This is a genomic window from Ruminococcus sp. OM04-4AA, from assembly GCF_003462585.1.
Taxonomy (GTDB): Bacteria; Bacillota; Clostridia; order Lachnospirales; family Lachnospiraceae; genus Mediterraneibacter; species Mediterraneibacter faecis.
In genome coordinates, this window is record NZ_QTZH01000032.1 from 1 (window position 1) to 16,189 (window position 16,189).

Annotated in this window: 16 protein-coding genes and 1 pseudogene; all 17 read right to left on the reverse strand. The window is 41.0% G+C overall.

All coding sequences use genetic code 11. The features are described 5' to 3' along the window. Nucleotides 1-712 (reverse strand): polysaccharide pyruvyl transferase family protein (locus DXB52_RS10025; RefSeq protein ID WP_147343364.1); only part of this gene is annotated, 712 nt, incomplete at its 3' end. After that, a complete protein-coding gene (locus DXB52_RS10030) occupies nt 627-1,118 on the reverse strand; it encodes a hypothetical protein (protein ID WP_118107180.1) in 492 nt (163 codons plus the stop codon). The genes DXB52_RS10025 and DXB52_RS10030, both read right to left, overlap by 86 nt. A gap of 23 nt (nt 1,119-1,141) precedes the next feature. After that, complete coding sequence (locus tag DXB52_RS10035) at nt 1,142-2,116, reverse strand: glycosyltransferase family 2 protein (RefSeq protein ID WP_118107183.1); 975 nt, start codon at nt 2,114-2,116, stop codon at nt 1,142-1,144. 25 nt (nt 2,117-2,141) lie between these two features. Continuing rightward, a complete protein-coding gene (locus tag DXB52_RS10040) occupies nt 2,142-3,230 on the reverse strand; it encodes a glycosyltransferase family 4 protein (protein ID WP_118107185.1) in 1,089 nt (362 codons plus the stop codon). A 42-nt stretch (nt 3,231-3,272) separates the two neighbouring features. Beyond that, nucleotides 3,273-4,172, reverse strand: a complete 900-nt coding sequence (locus DXB52_RS10045) for an ATP-grasp fold amidoligase family protein (RefSeq protein ID WP_118107187.1) — start codon at nt 4,170-4,172, stop codon at nt 3,273-3,275. A 16-nt stretch (nt 4,173-4,188) separates the two neighbouring features. Beyond that, nucleotides 4,189-4,902 carry a glycosyltransferase family 4 protein gene (locus tag DXB52_RS10050; protein WP_118107189.1) on the reverse strand — a complete coding sequence of 238 codons (714 nt, stop codon included), beginning with the start codon at nt 4,900-4,902 and terminating at the stop codon, nt 4,189-4,191. 32 nt (nt 4,903-4,934) lie between these two features. Continuing rightward, nucleotides 4,935-5,432, reverse strand: coding sequence for a glycosyltransferase family protein (locus DXB52_RS10055; RefSeq protein WP_118107191.1), 498 nt, complete (start codon nt 5,430-5,432; stop codon nt 4,935-4,937). A 14-nt stretch (nt 5,433-5,446) separates the two neighbouring features. Then, on the reverse strand, nt 5,447-6,679 hold the full coding sequence (gene cps2T, locus DXB52_RS10060) for a beta 1-4 rhamnosyltransferase Cps2T (RefSeq protein ID WP_118107193.1): 1,233 nt from the start codon (nt 6,677-6,679) through the stop codon (nt 5,447-5,449). 19 nt (nt 6,680-6,698) lie between these two features. Then, on the reverse strand, nt 6,699-7,307 hold the full coding sequence (gene rfbC / locus DXB52_RS10065) for a dTDP-4-dehydrorhamnose 3,5-epimerase (RefSeq protein ID WP_118107195.1): 609 nt from the start codon (nt 7,305-7,307) through the stop codon (nt 6,699-6,701). A 15-nt stretch (nt 7,308-7,322) separates the two neighbouring features. After that, nucleotides 7,323-8,236 (reverse strand): annotated as a pseudogene (gene rfbD / locus DXB52_RS10070) (dTDP-4-dehydrorhamnose reductase). Nucleotides 8,237-8,251: 15 nt separating this feature from the next. Next, nucleotides 8,252-9,271, reverse strand: coding sequence for a dTDP-glucose 4,6-dehydratase (gene rfbB, locus DXB52_RS10075; protein ID WP_118107197.1), 1,020 nt, complete (start codon nt 9,269-9,271; stop codon nt 8,252-8,254). Nucleotides 9,272-9,299: 28 nt separating this feature from the next. Beyond that, entirely contained in the window at nt 9,300-10,196 is an 897-nt protein-coding gene (gene rfbA / locus DXB52_RS10080) for a glucose-1-phosphate thymidylyltransferase RfbA (RefSeq protein WP_118107199.1), read from the reverse strand. A 19-nt stretch (nt 10,197-10,215) separates the two neighbouring features. After that, a complete protein-coding gene (locus DXB52_RS10085) occupies nt 10,216-11,466 on the reverse strand; it encodes a nucleotide sugar dehydrogenase (protein ID WP_118107202.1) in 1,251 nt (416 codons plus the stop codon). Nucleotides 11,467-11,486: 20 nt separating this feature from the next. Next, on the reverse strand, nt 11,487-12,536 hold the full coding sequence (locus DXB52_RS10090) for an NAD-dependent epimerase/dehydratase family protein (RefSeq protein ID WP_024344867.1): 1,050 nt from the start codon (nt 12,534-12,536) through the stop codon (nt 11,487-11,489). A 90-nt stretch (nt 12,537-12,626) separates the two neighbouring features. Beyond that, nucleotides 12,627-13,181 carry an AP2 domain. gene (locus DXB52_RS10095; RefSeq protein ID WP_015529043.1) on the reverse strand — a complete coding sequence of 185 codons (555 nt, stop codon included), beginning with the start codon at nt 13,179-13,181 and terminating at the stop codon, nt 12,627-12,629. Nucleotides 13,182-13,706: 525 nt separating this feature from the next. After that, on the reverse strand, nt 13,707-14,768 hold the full coding sequence (locus DXB52_RS10100; protein ID WP_472520082.1) for a peptidase U32 family protein: 1,062 nt from the start codon (nt 14,766-14,768) through the stop codon (nt 13,707-13,709). Further along, entirely contained in the window at nt 14,765-16,147 is a 1,383-nt protein-coding gene (locus DXB52_RS10105) for a hypothetical protein (RefSeq protein WP_118107204.1), read from the reverse strand. Before DXB52_RS10105 ends, DXB52_RS10100 begins: the two co-directional genes overlap by 4 nt. Nucleotides 16,148-16,189: the final 42 nt, after the last annotated feature.

The following is a 16,189-nucleotide window of genomic DNA, read 5'->3' on the forward strand; positions in this document are numbered from 1 at the left end:
TTCTATTTACCGCAATAATTTCATTTATTCTATTTACCGCAATAATTTCATTTACTGATTTATAATCAATCTTGGAATTCAAGATAAAATCCAAATCACTAATTGTTTTTATTTCTCGATTGTTTAAGTTAAATGTACTCAACAAATCGTTTAACTTTTCATAGTTCCCATATTTTTCACCATTACCTTTTCTTATCAATGTTCCAAACTGTTTATTGTATTTAATCGAAAATACAGTTCCATGGAAGGTATCTGTCACAACATACGCTGCATTCTTAATAATTGATAGTACTTCAAATGGCTTAGGATAAATTGACACATCACAAAATGAATGCTCTCCGCCTATAGCAATCAGCTTCAATCCATTCTTCTTTGCAAAGTGTTTAATTTCCTTTCCTTCCTGTTTAGTTATTCTGCTACTGTAAGCATAGACCACCATATACCTTTCAAATGGCATGTAACAAGTACAAGATGTAACTTCTTTTGTGTAATCATATATCAAGACAGGATCCAAATGCTTCTGAGGCATCTTACCCACTAATTCTTTTACAATAACCTCACTATTTTTATCTCTTACCGAAATCGCTGTGAATTTTTTCAACAATTCAGCAATTTCATCTTGAACATCAAAACGTTTTAATTCTTTGATTCCTGTATTTCCAAATGATGCTGCATAACTTATAATTTTTTTTTGCCCTTGAATCTTTTCCAAATAACTCCATCGAGCATCCTACATCCGGATTTGATTGGACACAATTGAACACCTCATCACTACCTATTACTAAGACATCTGTATCAGGGCGTTCTCTTCGTTCATCAGACACACCAATAATTTGAAGATATTTACCAGAGTAATTCTGATAGAACTGTTTATGTTGATCAAAAGGAATCTTATATGCAAAACACTTAATTGCATTCATTAACCGAAATGCCTTATCCTTTATATAGGTATCTTTACCTTGCTCTACTTTTTGTGGCTGTATTAAACAGGGTTGTACTCTATAATCTGCAAAATCAACCTGATGCCCTAATGTTTCAATTGTTTTTTTTAGAGCATATGCCTGTAGAAAAGAACCATAGTTAGCAATTCTCTGCATTGACATTATTGAAACTTTCATTTTCACTCTCCTAATTATATCTGTTATCGATTCAAAAAAATTCTATTGATTTCCACCACTAATACCGGAGCTTTCTCAAACAATCTATAAAACAGTTTATGTCCAGCCCCAATATCAGAAGAGTCCAAATAGTGTTTTATGTCTTCATGATATTGAAAGAGCAGATCATTTTTTACTTGTTTGTATTCATCTATTCTATTTTTATTTTTCAGCACTTCTGAAAAAGTACTAATGTAAGTTTTAAAGTGTGAATTTACAGCACAATCAAATAGATATTTTTCGCCATTATTAGAAAAAAAATCACAAGCTTCTCTCGTAGCTTCCACTATTGACAAATTTTTCATATTAAATGTTGAAGACATTATGCTATTTTCTCTCTGTCGATAAAAATAGCCAACATAATTCACATATACTATTTTCTCCGCATAGTACAGTAATTTATAAGTTGTAAAAGTATCTTCATGTATTTTTCCTACAGGGTACAGAATCTCATTATTCTTAAACAAACTTGTTTTGTATAATTTCCCCCACGCAACAAACTCCATTCCATGACAAATTGGATGGTAAATTTTTTCGATACACTCCTTATTACTGAAGATATTACAAATGCTTTCTTCTCTTTCCATCCCCATATCGTCATAGACATTGTTATAGTCACAAATACTTACGGAAGCCTTACCGTCTTCTATTGCTTTTACGAGTGTTTCAATGTAGTGGATGCCGACATAATCATCTGAATCAATAAATGTAATATAAGTGCCATTGGCAATCTGAATTCCAGCGTTTCTAGCATCTGACAGTCCACCATTCTTTTTATGAATGACAACTATTCTATCATCTGTTTTCTTTAATTCATCGCATATTTCAGGACAAGCATCTGGTGATCCATCATCCACTAATATAATTTCAATATTCTTATAGGTCTGTTGAAGTAAACTATCAACACATTTTCTTAAATATTTCTCCACCCTATATATAGGAACAACGACTGATACCATATGTTCTCCCCTCCCGACGCATTTTCTATATTAAAAGTAGTTGAGTATCCAAATTCTTTGAAAAAATTTTTATATCGAAATTTTCAGCTCGTCTTATTGCATTTCTTCTTATTTTACAAAGTGTTTCTTGATCTTTATACATAAAAATTTCTGCCAATGCATCGCAAAGTTCTTGATTTGAATATACTAAAATTCCACTTATGTTATTTTCAATAATTTCAGGAATTCCACCTCTTCCTGCACACACACACACAAGTCCTGCCGCCATAGCTTCAATAATTGTTATTCCAAATCCTTCTTCGTAAGCAGGCATATGCACAAAAATATCATGTTTTTCTAAAATTTCTAGAATATCGTCTCTTGTACCTAAAAATTGAACTTTTTTTGTTAGTCCTAATTTTTTCGTATAATCCTCCAAGTTATTACGATATTCTCCCGCTCCAACAATATCAAAACTCCAATTATCGCTTTTTTCTGAAAGTTTTGATAAAGCAAACAATATATTCTGTACACCCTTCTCTTTTACAAGTCTTCCAACATATAAAAGTCTAATTGGATTATGCATTTCGCAGTTATAATTGGGTTTAAATCTGCTTAAATCTACCCCGTTGTATACAACGCAAATTTTATTCTCCTGTAATCCAAAACACTCTATCAGGCTAGATCTTACGGCAGATGAAATTGCAATTACCTTATCACTATTTGCAAATGAATGAACAATTATCTTATCTTTAATTGAAAGCTTTCCAGATCCAGAAAGCATATCTTCTGCTTCACAGTGTGCATATGCTACAATCTTCAAATAAGAGTTCTTCAGTTTAAGCCCCCAAGCAAATAAATACAAAATCGGGGAAGCGTGATGAACAACTATTTCATCTATTGAATACAGTTTTATTTGTTTATTAAGATTCTTCCATACTCCTATCGCTTTTTGGGAACTATAGTTAAGCTCTATAACCGTATGACCACTTTTCTTCATTTTTACTGCATTCACCGAATCTACGCCCTTTAAGAAAGCAAACACATTCTTATTGTTTGAATAATTAGCATAGTCTCGACACAAACTCTCTATTCCACCAGCTTCTCCTTTAACAAGTAAATGTAACACATTCATCGTTACTCTCCTTTAGCCTCATTGATACAAATACGCTTTAACTCAATCCAAATCAATCCATGACCCCATTATATTATTCCATTCATCGGGTTTTACTTCCGTAAAACCACTGCAATGATAAAATGTTAGTTCACCAACATAAATTTGATTATTAATCAAGTAGAAATCTACTCGCAAATGAGGACATCCTTTTGACAATATTCCAGCAAGAGATTTCATTTTTTCAAACATCACAGGTTTTTCTGGTGCAACATCTGCATTTGGATCACGCATCCTTATCGGAAGATGTTCAAAATTCATGTTAAAGAAGTCTGTTCTGGGATCTTCAGATTTGTCTTTTCCAACATACACTATTTTAGGTTGACCATCAAAACAGAAGAATTTATAATCTGTAAGACATTCCTCTTTTTCTTTTGGATTCGAATCAACCATATATTTTTCTGCAATAATTCTCGGTTTTACCGCTTTATATGGATACTCTCTTCCTACCAAAAAGTAGTTTCTTTTTAGTGAAGCTTCAATTTTTTTCTTTGCCTTGACTTTATCTAATGTTCTCTTATCTTTACAAATAACAAGACCTCCAGAATCATGCGTACACTTCAAAACAAACTGATTTGGCAATTTGTCAAAGTCAATTTCGTCAAAAGTATCCCAAACACCGAGCGTAGGGATAATAAATTCGTCTCCAATTTTTTCTGTGATCCAATTCTTTGCTTCATATTTGTCTACCATTTTGCTATATTCCGGGTTCTGATTATGCAACTTTAGCCATTGAAGTTTTTCATTGAATGTTACTGGATTCTCTAAATTAAGTTTTTTTCCTGTATTTGCCCAATACATCAATTTTAGATATTTTTCATCGGTTATAAAGCCGAGTTTGCCCTTCATTCCTAATGAAAAAATGATTTTCTTAGGATCCTTGAGTGTCTCTTTAAAATCCATATATTTCACCTCAATATTACTTTCCTTCTAATATTCTTATAACACTATTCATGTGTTTCTCTACAGCATAATCTTCCTCAACTTTATGTCTTGCGTTTATTCCTAGCGTCATACTTAGTGTGGGTTCAGCTATAAATTTTCTCAATTTATCTGAGAAATCCTTACTGTTTTTCATTTCAAACAACAAGCCTGTTTTGTTATCTTCAACTATCTCAGCCAAACTGCCAATCCTAGAAGCTACCACAGGTTTTCCATAAGCATATGCTTCAATAACTGTGTTCGGCATGTTTTCATACCATATTGCAGGACACACAATACACGTCGAATGAGATATCAACTCCTGTAATTCTTTTCCATGTTTAAATCCAGTAAAAACTATTTTATCTTCTAGTTTATTTTCTTTGATATAATTCCAAATTTTTTGATCTTCCTCAGAATCAGATATTTGACCTGTTATTTTCAAAACATAATCTGTATCTTTCAAATACTTCATGGCTTCAATTGCGTATATAGGTCCCTTTTGATGTGCCATTCGACCTAGAAACAGAAAATATTTGTCATCTTCATAGCATGGCGTAATTGATGTTGCGTCAATAAATGTCGGAACACAGGTAACTTTATCTTTTGAAATTCCACCTTCAATCAACTTATTTTTACTGAATTCACATGTACAAATATATTGGTCAACATCATCAAATACTTTAGTAGCTGCATACAACTTCATTGCCATTACTCTCAAGAGTGTACCTGCTTTTGAGCCCTTTACACACCTATGCTCAATTGCCTTTCTATAATCTCCGTGTAAGCAGGCTTCGCATATTTCATTTTCGCATAAGAATCATATTTTGGACAAAACATAAAAAAATCTGAAATTCTATGTACAACACGAACTTTTTCTTTTCTTGCCGCTCGAATAATAGAAGGTGAAAGATGATTTACTTCGTGTAATATGTATACCGCATCAGGCTTAGTATCACGAATCAAATGTCTAAGCCTTTTTTCCGCATCATAGTTCCATACTGTAGCTCTTACCATTCCAATCAAATTACTAATAGATTTTTTCGTGTCCGCATACATTATCTGATTTGAACGCGGTTTTGCAAAATATTTGCTGTACGGAGTTTCTTCGTTCTGGGGATTATTAACAGAGAATGGAATCACTTCAATTCCCATTTTTTCTGCCGCATCCATAAATTTAAACATATATTTTTCTGGTCCACCAGCTATAAAATAGCGGTAGTTTGCTATAATAATCCTCATATTTTTCTCCCAACTTATTTTATAAACGCATCTTCATACTGTCCGCAGATCTTATCCCATGTGTACTCTTCTGCCACACGCTTCTTGGCTCTCCGGCCCATCTCTGCAATTTCATCTGTACTCATCTGATCAGCCTTATCAATGAGCTTTGCAAGGCTCCCCAGCTTGCGGCTCCAATAAAGTGCACAATCTTCTGCGACTTCTTTATTAAAACCAACATCAACCAGCAGGTTCAGATCTGTACTACCAAGAGCTTCAATCAGGGACGGATTCGTACCACCGACCGTATGTCCGTGGAAATAAGCATAGGCGTTCTCTCGAATCTTCTTCAGCAACTCCTGATCATAAACAGTGCCAACAAATTTGATTCTCTTATCGCTCTTGAAATGAAGTTTTTCTTCAAGCTCACTTAGGAACTTCTCATTCACATTTGTGATAATAGCAAAATCCTTTTTGCTCTTGCTTTTCATGAACTCTCGAATCATAACTTCAAAAGAGTTCTCTGGTACAAAACGACCGACGACAAGGTAGTAGTCCTTTTTCGTCAGTCCTTTTTCTTTATACCAGTTCACCAGCTTCTCATCGTCATCAGCTAATTTACTGAGGGTCAGATCTGCACCATACGCAATAAATGTGGTCTTCGGATTTCTGCCCTTGATGCCTTTTCCGTCATAGCACTCGTGGATATACTTCTCGATATTCACTGAGTCACAGATAGCAAGGTCACAGTATTTAACCATCATCTGTTCAGAAATCTTCCAGTATTTTCGAATCGGTGCAGACCACTTTGCTCTCATCCACTCGTGTCCGTCTGGATTCAGGTACACAATACCACCCAGCTTATGGATTTCTTTATAGAAGTGACCAGCAAAAGGTCCGATACGGCAAGCCATGATGTAAACGATCGGATGTTTAATCCGATGTTCCTTTATGTACTTGCAACAAGCCTTCAATGCCGCAACATCATAATAAATTGCCTGTGCAGGTCCAATCTGAGGAATATCTATCTTGGAACAATGTGCATTGTGGAATTCAAACTCATGATCATTGATTATGGTCACACCATCCACTTTTGTTTCGTCCATGCAGCCGTCACCGTTAGCTTTACACGCCACATGATATTTAATATTTTTCTTGTTCTGGTGGTACTCTGTGAGCTTATAAACAAAAGTCTCGTATCCGCCATAAGCACCCAAGCTCTTAGCTCCTACCAGAAATACGTGTTGTACTTCGTTTTCCCGCTGCATTCTTCCTACCCCTGTGTTCTTAAAATTTAAAAGTATCTTTCAGTCCCAGCCATTTCTGGTCCTTATCGCTCAGGTTCAGTGCAGTGCCATCTTCCAGCGTATAGCCCTCTGCACTTGCGTTTCCCTTGTACTCGCCTTTCAGTTCCGGCCACTCAATGCCGATTTCCGGGTCATTCCAAGCCATGCCGCCCTCATCATTCGGATGCCAGAAGTCGTTGACTTTGTAGCAAAACTCTGCTTCATCACTCAGAACCAGGAATCCATGCGCAAAACCTTCCGGGATGAGAAACTGCTTCTTGTTCTCGGCCGACAGGGTTACACCATACCACTTGCCATAACTCTTAGAATCACTTCTCAGGTCAACTGCAACATCAAACACAGTGCCGCGCACAGCACGCACCAGCTTGCACTGCGGATACTGCTTTTGGAAATGTAGCCCACGCAGCACGCCCTTTGTGGACATAGACTGATTGTCCTGCACGAAGTGGATGTCAATGCCAGCCTCTTTCATATCTTTTTCGTTGTAGGTTTCCATGAAATAGCCACGGGCATCACCATGAACAGCAGGCTCAATAACACAGAGGCCCTCGATGCCGCCTACATTTTTCTCAACTTTAATCTGTCCCATTTTCTCTATCTCCTCTTACTTCTCGATCTCTTTCAGGTAACGGCTCAGCGCATCCTGCCAAGTCGGAAGCGGAGTGAATCCAGCTTCCACCAGCTTGCTCTTATCCAAACGGCTGTTGAACGGACGAGCTGCCTTGCTCAGACCGTACTCTGCCGTGGTCACCGGCAGGACTTCCGTCTTATATCCAGCCTGACGGTAGATTTCTTTCGTAAAATCGTACCAGCTGATGTAGCCACCCTCGTTGGTGGCATGGTAGTAGCCGTATTTATCAGTCTCATTCATATCGACAAGCAGTCGAGCCAAATCATAAGTATAGGTCGGTGTGCCGATCTGGTCATTGACCACACGGACAGTATCGTGCGTCTTGCCGACATTCAGCATGGTCTTGATAAAGTTCTTACCATTCAGGCCAAACACCCATGCAATGCGGACAATGAAATACTTCTCCAGCGTCTGGCTGACTGCCAGCTCCCCTTCCAATTTCGTCTGGCCGTACACATTTAGAGGCTTGTAATCCTTGCAGTCCGGCTGCCAAGCACAGTGCCCTGGCCATCAAACACATAATCCGTGCTAATATAGGTCATCTTGCAGTCCAGCTTCTTGCAGACATCTGCAATGTTCTGCGTACCACCAGCATTGATGGCACGAACTTTCGCCACTTTATCGTCGTCCTCTGCCATATCCACAGCAGTCCACGCTGCACAGTGGATCACGGCATCCGGATTTACTTCTGCAATTACTTTCTCAACGGCATCTTTATCAGTAATATCCAGAGCCACATACGGTGCTTTTGTTACCGCAGAACAATCAGCCACACCGCTGTAGTTTTCCTGAATATCAGAGCCAATGCCTTCATGACCGCGCTTCAGCAGCTCGTTCATCACATCATGTCCCAGCTGACCGCCAACGCCTGTTACAAAAAGCCTCATGTTCTTTCCTCCTCGTTAGCGATTACTGTACATTTTCTCGTAGTAGTTCTGATACTCGCCACTGATGATGGTCTCCCACCACTCACGGTTATCGAGATACCACTGGATAGTCTTCTTGATGCCGTCCTCGAACTTGGTCTCCGGCAGCCAGCCCAGCTCGTTGTGGATTTTAGTCGGATCGATGGCGTAACGCATATCGTGACCCTTACGATCACCAACATGTGTGATCAGGCTCTCCGGCTTGCCCAGTTCTTTGCAGATGATCTTCACGATCTCGATATTCTGCTTCTCGTTATGGCCGCCGACATTATAGACTTCACCAACGCGACCCTTGTGGATAATCAGGTCGATAGCTTTGCAGTGGTCTTCTACATACAGCCAGTCACGGACATTTAAGCCTTCGCCGTAAACAGGCAGCGGCTTGTCAGCCAGTGCGTTAGCAATCATCAGCGGAATCAGCTTCTCCGGGAAGTGATACGGGCCATAGTTGTTGGAGCAACGAGAAATGGTCACAGGCAGACCGTAGGTGCGGTGGTAAGCCAGAACCAGCAAGTCAGCGGCAGCTTTGGAGCTGCTGTACGGAGAACTGGTATGGATCGGAGTATCCTCGGTGAAGAACAGGTCAGGACGATCCAGCGGCAGGTCACCATAAACCTCATCGGTAGAAACCTGATGATAACGCTGAATACCGTACTTGCGGCAAGCGTCCATCAGCACACTGGTACCGATGATATTGGTCTGGAGGAAGATGCCTGGATCTTCGATGGAACGGTCAACATGAGATTCTGCCGCAAAGTTCACTACGATATCCGGATGTTCTTCTTCAAACAGCTTGTCCACTGCTTCACGGTCACAGATGTCAGCCTTCACGAAGCGGAAATTCGGATTGTCCATAACAGGTGCCAGCGTGGACAGATTGCCTGCATAGGTCAGCTTGTCCAGACAGATAATCCGGTAATCCGGATACTTCTTCAGCATATGGAATACAAAGTTACTACCAATAAAACCAGCACCGCCGGTAACAATAATATTCATGATCTATTCTCCTCTACACTTTCCCTTTTTAATACAGATGTTCCTGATACTTGCCGTCCATGACATCCTTCAGGTACTGACCATACTGGTTCTTCTTCATGACCTCATAGACTTCCATCAGCTCATCCTTGCTGATCCATCCGTTCAGGTATGCAATTTCTTCCAGGCAGGCAATCTTACGATGCTGATGCTGCTCGACAGTCTTTACGAAATTGGTGGCATCCACCAGGCTCTCATGTGTACCTGTATCCAGCCAAGTGAAGCCCTGACCTAACAGTTCCACGTTCAGGGAGCCGTCCTCCAGATAGATGCGATTCAAATCAGTGATCTCCAGCTCACCACGGGCAGACGGTTTCAGGTTCTTGGCAAACTCGACCACACGATTATCATAGAAGTACAAGCCAGTCACACAGTAGTTACTTTTCGGATGTTCTGGCTTTTCCTCGATAGAAATGGCCTTGCCATTCTTGTCAAACTCCACAATACCGAAACGCTCCGGATCATCCACATAGTAGCCAAACACGGTTGCACCCTTGCCACTCTCAGCGTTCTCTACTGCGGCAGTCAATCTTTTCTTCAGGCCATGACCGGCAAAGATGTTGTCACCCAGCACCATAGCCACAGAATCATTTCCAATAAAATCGGCGCCAATGATAAAGGCCTGTGCCAGTCCATCCGGAGAAGGCTGAACAGCATAGGTCAGGTTTACACCAAACTGGTGTCCATCACCCAGCAGGTTCTCGAAGCGAGGGATATCCTGCGGTGTGGAAATAATCAAAATGTCACGGATGCCAGCGTTCATCAGAACGGACATCGGATAATAAATCATCGGTTTATCAAAAATAGGTAGGAGCTGCTTGCTCGTAACTTTCGTTAATGGATACAGACGAGTGCCCGATCCACCTGCTAAAATAATGCCTTTCATTCTGTATCCCTCGTCTTTCTTAATCTCTCTGGAAAATATCTCTGGTGTAAACTTTCTCTTTCACATCATCCAGACACTTATCATAGCGGTTTGCGATGATGGCCTGACTCATTTTCTTAAACTCATCCAAATCATTAACCACAACGCTACCGAAGAACTTCTCGCCATCTTTCAGAGTCGGCTCGTAGATGATCACAGTTGCACCTTTTGCCTTGATGCGCTTCATGACACCCTGAATAGAGCTCTGGCGGAAGTTATCACTGTTGCTCTTCATGGTCAGTCGGTATACACCAACAACAACTTCTTTTTCCTTGCTCTCATCCCAGCTGTCATTCGCTTCATAAGCACCAGCAATCTCCAGCACACGGTCGGCGATGAAGTCTTTACGAGTTCTATTGCTCTCAACAATAGCCTCAATTAGGTTTTCCGGTACATCGGCGTAGTTCGCCAGCAGCTGCTTGGTGTCTTTCGGCAGGCAGTATCCACCGTAGCCAAAGGACGGATTGTTATAATGAGTACCAATACGAGGATCCAGGCAAACACCGTTGATGATCTGCTGAGTGTTCAGCCCCTTCATCTCAGCATAGGTATCCAGTTCGTTGAAGTAGCTGACACGCAGTGCCAGATAGGTATTGGCGAACAGCTTAACTGCCTCTGCCTCAGTAAAGCCCATAAACAAAGTGTCAATGTTCTCTTTAATTGCGCCTTCCTGCAGGAGTTCTGCAAAAGTATGTGCCGCCTTTACCAGACGAGCATTATCCACATCAGTACCAACAATGATACGGGAAGGATAAAGATTATCGTACAGAGCCTTGCTCTCACGCAGAAACTCCGGGCTGAAAATGATGTTGTCGCAGTGGAATTTCTCACGAACACTTGCAGTGTAACCAACAGGAATCGTACTCTTGATAACCATAATGGCTTCCGGATTGTACTCAATGATCAGCTTGATGACTGCTTCCACAGCACTGGTGTCAAAGAAATTCTTCTTGCTATCGTAATTTGTAGGGGCCGCGATGACTACAAAATCAGCATCACTGTATGCTTCCTTTGCATCCAGAGTTGCTGTCAGATCCAACTTCTTTTCCGCCAGATACTTTTCGATATATTCATCCTGAATCGGAGATTTCTTATTATTGATAAGTTCTACTTTTTCAGGAATAATGTCTACAGCAGTCACCTTGTGGTGCTGAGATAACAGCGTAGCAATGGAAAGACCAACATAACCCGTTCCAGCAACAGCAATCTTTAAATCTTTAAACTCTCTCATTTCTTTATCCCTCTAATCTCTTATTTATAAAACTCAGCGTACCACTCAGCGAAGTTCCTCAGACCAGTCCGCAGACTTGTGCTCGGCTTATATCCGAAGTCACGCTCCAGTGCGCTGGTATCTGCATAGGTCACAGGCACATCACCCGGCTGCATCGGAACCAGCTCTTTGTGCGCCTCGAAGTCATAATCTTCCGGCAGAACCTTTGCACGAACCAGCTCCTCACTCAGAATCTGCACGAAGTCCAGCAGGTTTTCTGGATTCTGATTGCCGATGTTATAAACGGCATACGGCGGAATCGGCAGACCATCTTCACCGTTTTTCTTGTCCGGAGCCTTCTTCATCACACGGACAACGCCCTCAACGATGTCATCCACATAAGTAAAGTCACGCTTGCAGTTGCCGTAGTTGAAGATCTTGATGGTTTCGCCCTTCACCAGCTTATTGGTAAAGCCGAAGTAGGCCATGTCAGGGCGGCCTGCCGGACCATATACGGTGAAGAAGCGCAGACCAGTGGAAGGAATGTTATAGAGCTTCGAATAGGCATGAGCCATCAACTCGTTAGATTTCTTAGTAGCTGCATAAAGGGAAACCGGATTGTCAACCTTGTCATCCGTGCTATACGGAACTTTCTTATTAGAACCGTAGACAGAGGAAGAAGACGCATAAACCAGATGCTCCAGACTCTCACAATGACGGCAGGCTTCGAGGATATTAAAGAAGCCGACCAAGTTAGATTCCACATAAGCATCCGGGTTGGTGATGGAGTAGCGCACACCAGCCTGTGCCGCAAGGTTAACTACCACAGACGGCTTGTACTTCTCGAACAGCTCCGTAATCAGTTCCTTATCAGCGATGTTGCCTTTGACAAAAGTAAATGTGGGATACTTGGCCAGCTCATTCAAGCGGAATTCTTTCAGTGCCACGTCGTAGTAGGCATTCATATTATCAATACCAATTACCGTAGCTGAAGGAGCCTCCTGATAAATTCGTTTCACAAGGTTGGAGCCTATGAAACCGGCCGCACCTGTGACTAAAATCGTTTTATTATCTAAAGTAACTGTGCTCATATGTATTCCTCCATTTTTGTTAACTACCAAATCTATGTACACATCTGCTCTTCACAGATAGTATTTCTTTTTTATAAGCCCTGTGTCATATCACACACTCACCCGAATCTCCCCATCCTCTTTCTTCACATCAAACACAAGCGGATGCTCCTTCCCCCACTTTGGATCTTCCTTCTCCTTCTCATTCCATTCCTTCCATTTCTGAATGAAACCATTGTGGATCAGATTCTCTGCCGCGAGTCTTGCCTGCACCGCTTCGTCATAATTATCAAAAAGACCAACATAATAGCGTTTTCCCTTGAATCCGATATCCACACGATACCGATTACAATTCTTCAACTGGAAAACGCCACGAAAACCACTCATGTTATCTTTTCTGCTTTTTCTTTTTTCTAGTACTTCAACACAGGTTCCGTCTACGAGATGTCGTCTCTGCGCAATTTCCTGACGGTTCTTCTTTTGTAAACAACCGCAGCTATGATAATTACCATGCACAAGACCTGCTGCCGTCACGTCAACTTCATTTCCGCAATCACAGACACAATGCCAATAAACGGAGCCCCGTTTATCTCTTTTCTCTGTCGCATACTTGGCTGTCAACATACCGAACTTTCTTCCTGACAGATCTGCTGGTCTTCTTCCCATAAGCCTTCACCCTTTTTGCAAAAATTTCGTAGAGTAGATTACTCTACGAAATACGCTTTTTCTTTAAATTGTTTCAAATCTTAGTATAATTATCATATATAGTCTACTCTTTTCAAACATTTCTGTCAATGTGTATACGTTCATTTCATGAATTTATACAATCTCTTAGCAAAAAAAGTCGAAAAACAGACACTTTCGTCATTTTAATCTCCTTTTTTGAATGGATTTTTATCTATTCGCCGTCAAATTTATGGTCAATTGTCAGTCAATTTCCAAGCTATCAGATCAGAAAATTAAAAATAATTATCTTATTTTAGCTAAGTCACTTCGTATTTTTATAATCACATGTATTTAAAAATTAATTATAATTACAATTTTACAGCATTTATTTACCGTCAATTTTTTGGTCAGACACCTGAAAACCATTGATTTCCAAGGCTTTCCGTAAAAATTCGTAGAGTAATCTACTCCACGAAATACGCTTTCTTTTTCTATTCCAAACTTTTCTCTTTTTCCCCATACACCTCAAAGAAACTGCCCCGGATTATAAATACAATTATTTCCACACGGCTGACCATCAAATATTTTCTTATTCAATTGATCGATATATCTCCCTGTCTCTTTTTCTTCTCTTTGATTCTCCTCCAGAACCCCCAACGCAGCCTTCAGATTCCGAATATCCCGGATCATATCTTCCACATAATTTCCTCGTCCTACCAGTTTCAGATGGGTAATCCCTGCCGCCTCCAGCTGTGGCAGCGCACACAGAGCACATCCACTCTTCCCACAGAGATATTGTTGCTCTTGTTGCTCTTCTATCTCCAATGTTCTTTTTCTCACTCGTTCCATACGCTCTTCCATCTCAGCATCTCCCCAGTAAGTCGTCCTACACAGATAACCCATCTCGTCACAATGAAGGGAATTGCAGAATGCTCCTGTGAACTGACACAATTCGTTCAATGCAAAGGCCTCGAATTCCAGTTTTTCTGCATTTACAGCTTCTATCATCTGCCGCATCGATGCAACTGTATTTTTCCTGTGGAAGATGATCCGGCCGATTCCCATTTCCCGGAAAACTTTGATTGCCTCCCGGTTCATTTCTCCGGCTTCACCGCTAAGATGGATCTTACAGGATATGCCTTTCTGTCTCAGGTACAAAATCAATGCCGGATCGGCAAGGATGAAGCTGTCGAATCCGATTTTCATACACTGTTTCACAATGTCTGCAATCTCTTCATATTGTTCCGGAATATAATAGAGGGAATTCATCGCGATATGTACCGGCTTTCTGTACTTCCGGATCATTGCTGAGAGGATCTCTAATTCACTGAAAGAACCAAGCTGCACATTATAAGCCAGCACTTCCCTGCGGTTCAGTGGAAGTACGGTTCCGTATTTTTTTGTCCAGTTATATGGCACATATCCGCAGAACAATTCGTCTGCTCCTGCCAGGACATATGGAATATATTCATCCACAGAGCCAAGTCCTGCAACAATTTTCATCCTTCGCTCTGCTTTTTCTTTTTCATTCTGTTTTCTTTTCTGTGTCTCCATTCTTCCATCATCCTTCTGTTTTTCACATTTCACAATAGATTGACCACAAGGCGGTTCCATTTTATTCCGAGTTCTCTCTTCAACTGCTCCGGTTCATCCAGCAGATGTTTATCCAATGCGAACAGACTGTTGTATTTTCCCTTCATATATAAATGCTTTGGATAGAAGAAGCTATGTTCCAGACACGGTGCCGGACATTCTTGTCTCTCCCTTTGTTTTCCACGTTCACCGTGTTCCAGTACAGCGCAAAGTGTACAATAGCTCGACGTATTTGTCTGATAGAACGGCACGTGTAGATGATTCTGTATCTTTTGCGGTATTTCCTGTGTATAACCGCAGCTTTCCCACTCATAACAGCTGATTCCAAAGCTTTCTTCCAGATAGGTGCGATAAAATCCTGCATTCAGATTATTCTGTTCCAACAGCGTCTTATCTCCCATCTTGTAGAACATTCTTGGATCTTTCTTCCGCTTATTTAAGAGCGTCCCAAGACACGGGATCAGATGTTCTGTCCGCTTCACAAGATGTGCCAGTCCCCAATCATTGACTACAATCTCAAGTCGTTTCTTCTCCGCCTCGAAAGTCTCCTGTTGTTCACACCACTGATCTAGGCGTGTCAACAGCTGTTCTGTCTGTGCAAGCCTGTCTTCCCGAATAAAGGAAAAGGCAACGGTCACTTCCATCCGTTCTTTATCTGCTTTCTCAAGAAGCGCAAAGAACTGTTCTTCTTTCGGAAATAGATGTGGACAGAATTGGTTGCCGATATACAACCGGTCCGGTTGTCTTCCCAGGATCCGCGCATCTTTAATTCCGTGCTGCTGCCAGTATTCTTTCATGAACCGTTCAATCGGTCTGGTCAGATATTGTTCGTATAGTTTCGGATGATCCAGTTCTACTGCTAATTCTGCCGGCAGATTTCGGAAGATCTCCGCATTCTGAAACCACTCTTTATTTTGTTCTGTTTCATTCTTGAAATGTTCCTCTTCTTCCTGCGCGGGATAACCGGTCATTTCTTGCGCCAGATGTGCATCATCCTCTTCCAGCTTGAGCGAAATGTATCGGCTGTATTCGACACAGAGCTTCTGAAAGGCTTCTTTATAATCTTCCTGAGCTGTGAAAATATCATAGGCTTGATAGAATTCTGTCAGTTCCCCGGCCTCTATCTGAAAATGACGAATCTCAATCTCCCGATACTCTGCCTGATCCATCTGATAGAAGCAGATCTTGAATGCTTTCGGATAAATGTTCTCCTCTGCTTTCCCTCTCCTGCAAAGCCGGATACGGAATCCTTCGGATGAAATCTCTGTCAGGCGGACTTCTCTTTGCCTCTCTTCTATTGAATCTTCTGTCATAACTCCGGCCAGAAGTCCATATGGAATCATCTGAATTCCTTTGATCCTTCGCTTTTTCATTTGCTTCCTCTCTCTTTTACAAAATCCCTGCTTGAACAAAGA

What these genes read in the sequence shown, in the direction of transcription:
- DXB52_RS10030 (WP_118107180.1), bottom strand. Translation starts at nt 1,118, where the DNA reads ATGAAAGTTTCAATAATGTCAATGCAGAGAATTGCTAACTATGGTTCT.
- DXB52_RS10035 (WP_118107183.1), bottom strand. Translation starts at nt 2,116, where the DNA reads ATGGTATCAGTCGTTGTTCCTATATATAGGGTGGAGAAATATTTAAGA.
- DXB52_RS10040 (WP_118107185.1), bottom strand. Translation starts at nt 3,230, where the DNA reads ATGAATGTGTTACATTTACTTGTTAAAGGAGAAGCTGGTGGAATAGAG.
- DXB52_RS10045 (WP_118107187.1), bottom strand. Translation starts at nt 4,172, where the DNA reads ATGGATTTTAAAGAGACACTCAAGGATCCTAAGAAAATCATTTTTTCA.
- DXB52_RS10050 (WP_118107189.1), bottom strand. Translation starts at nt 4,902, where the DNA reads ATGGCAATGAAGTTGTATGCAGCTACTAAAGTATTTGATGATGTTGAC.
- DXB52_RS10055 (WP_118107191.1), bottom strand. Translation starts at nt 5,432, where the DNA reads ATGAGGATTATTATAGCAAACTACCGCTATTTTATAGCTGGTGGACCA.
- cps2T (WP_118107193.1), bottom strand. Translation starts at nt 6,679, where the DNA reads ATGCAGCGGGAAAACGAAGTACAACACGTATTTCTGGTAGGAGCTAAG.
- rfbC (WP_118107195.1), bottom strand. Translation starts at nt 7,307, where the DNA reads ATGGGACAGATTAAAGTTGAGAAAAATGTAGGCGGCATCGAGGGCCTC.
- rfbB (WP_118107197.1), bottom strand. Translation starts at nt 9,271, where the DNA reads ATGAATATTATTGTTACCGGCGGTGCTGGTTTTATTGGTAGTAACTTT.
- rfbA (WP_118107199.1), bottom strand. Translation starts at nt 10,196, where the DNA reads ATGAAAGGCATTATTTTAGCAGGTGGATCGGGCACTCGTCTGTATCCA.
- DXB52_RS10085 (WP_118107202.1), bottom strand. Translation starts at nt 11,466, where the DNA reads ATGAGAGAGTTTAAAGATTTAAAGATTGCTGTTGCTGGAACGGGTTAT.
- DXB52_RS10090 (WP_024344867.1), bottom strand. Translation starts at nt 12,536, where the DNA reads ATGAGCACAGTTACTTTAGATAATAAAACGATTTTAGTCACAGGTGCG.
- DXB52_RS10095 (WP_015529043.1), bottom strand. Translation starts at nt 13,181, where the DNA reads ATGGGAAGAAGACCAGCAGATCTGTCAGGAAGAAAGTTCGGTATGTTG.
- DXB52_RS10105 (WP_118107204.1), bottom strand. Translation starts at nt 16,147, where the DNA reads ATGAAAAAGCGAAGGATCAAAGGAATTCAGATGATTCCATATGGACTT.